At 37.5% G+C, this 2,153-nt stretch carries 1 protein-coding gene; it reads left to right on the top strand.

What is annotated here, in order from left to right:
- Window positions 1–1,939, top strand: a 1,939-nt coding sequence (locus F6K40_RS39855) for a thioesterase domain-containing protein (RefSeq protein WP_293145751.1), incomplete at its 5' end; no start/stop codon positions are given.
- Window positions 1,940–2,153: the final 214 nt, after the last annotated feature.

Genomic DNA, 2,153 nt, shown 5'->3' with positions numbered 1-2,153 from the left:
AATTTGTCCCCACTCAAGACCATCCTTAGAAGAATTAGGACGAGTAATCAAAGAAAATCAAATTACGACACTGTGGTTAACAGCAGGATTATTTCATCTGATGGTAGAAGAAAGATTAGAAGATTTAAAATCTTTAAATCAACTGCTAGCAGGAGGAGATGTATTATCATTAGTTCATGTGAAAAAAGCTCTTACCCAACTGAAAAATTGTCAATTAATTAATGGATATGGACCAACAGAAAATACCACATTTACCTGTTGTTATCAGATAACTGAAAGCCTAGGAGAGCTAAATTCAGTGCCGATTGGACGACCAATATCGAACACCAAAGTTTATGTATTAGACAATTATTTACAACCAGTACCAGTAGGAATCCCAGGAGAACTATACATCGGAGGAGATGGTTTAGCAAGAGGGTATCTCAACCGCAGCGAACTAACAGCAGAAAAATTCATTCCTAACCCCTTTGGTGTAGGTAGTCTCTACAAAACAGGAGACGTGGTACGTTATTCGCCAGACGGAAACATAGAATATCTAGGCAGGATAGACAACCAAGTCAAAATCCGAGGGTTCCGCATTGAACTAGGAGAAATAGAAGCAGTTCTCAATACAAACTCCCAAGTAAAACAAGCAGTAGTCACCGTCCGAGAAGATATCCCAAACAATAAAAGTATTGTAGCTTATGTAGTCAGTAACAATGAATCATTAAACAGCAATCTCCTCAAAGAAGAACTCAAACAAAAACTACCAGAATACATGGTACCATCAGCCATTGTCTTTTTAGAAAAGTTCCCGCTCACAGCCAATGGAAAAATCGACAAAAAAATATTGCCAGCACCAGAGGTTGATTTAACTCAGGAAAGCCAATTAATTCTGCCACGAGACATCATAGAAATAAAATTAGCCCAAATTTGGTCAAAACTCCTCAATATCAATCCTATTGGAGTAACTAACAACTTCTTCAATTTAGGTGGGGATTCTCTTCTAGCTGTGCATCTAATGTCTCAAATTCAACAACAATTCCAGAGAAATTTACCTTTAGCAACACTGTTTAGTAGTCCCACCATTGAACAGCTAGCAGATATTCTGCGTTCTGAGGAAAATCCTTTACCTTGGTCTGCATTAGTAAAAATCAAAGGTGGTTTATTACCACCTCTGTTTTGCATTCATCCTGCGGGAGGAACTGTTTTCTGCTATCAAGACATAGCCTCCTATCTAAGTTCAGAACAACCAGTCTATGGATTACAATCTTTTGGTCTCAGTCTTGAAAGCACCCATCACACCAGTATTGAACAAATGGCGGCTCACTATATCCAGGAGATTCAAACTGTTCAACCTCATGGTCCTTATTTTCTATCGGGTTGGTCTTTGGGCGGCTTAGTAGCTTTTGAGATAGCCCAACAACTTCAAAGTCGAGGTGAACAGATAGCTCTATTGATTTTAATAGATAGTGCTCCACCTTCTATGATTCCAAAAGAACAAGAAAATAATGTAGCTGTATTAGTAGAAGAATTTCTAGGACAAGATTTAGATTTAGAACAAGATTTAGATATGTCTTTAGAGGAACTCCAAGAATTAGACCGAGAAGAACTACTAACCTATGTTGTAGAACTTGCTATCAAGAAAAGTTTAATTCCAGAAGATTTTGATTTAGCTCAAGCTCTTTATCTTTTGAAGATTCAGAAATTAAACGTTCAAGCACTGCATAATTATCAACCTCAGTTTTACTCTGGATCTATTGTTTTATTAAAAGCTAGTGAGATTGATGGTAATTTTGAATCTGCTGGTGATTTTGAATCTGCTTGGAATGAATTAGTCGAATCTATAGAAACTTATTTAGTTCCTGGTAATCATCAAAGCATGGTCAGATCACCTCATGTCCAGACACTAGCTCAACAACTTCAAAATTCTCTCACTCTGGCACAAACTGGAGAGTAATATCATGTCCGGTTGAACAGTGATAAATAAAAATGGAGGAGTAATGAGTAATGAGTAATGAGTTAGGAGTAATGAGTAATGAGTAATGAGTTAGGAGTTAGGAGTTAGGAGTTAGGAGTTAGGAGTTAGGAGTTAGGAGTTAGGAGTTAGGAGTTAGGAGTTAGGAGTTAGGAGTTAGGAGTTAGGAGTTAGGAGTTAGGAGTTAGGAGTTAGG

It is taken from the genome of Okeania sp. SIO3I5 (assembly GCF_010672085.1).
Lineage (GTDB): Bacteria > Cyanobacteriota > Cyanobacteriia > Cyanobacteriales > Microcoleaceae > Trichodesmium.
Note: the sequence above shows the minus strand (reverse complement) of the source record. Positions and strands in the feature narration are given on the sequence as shown.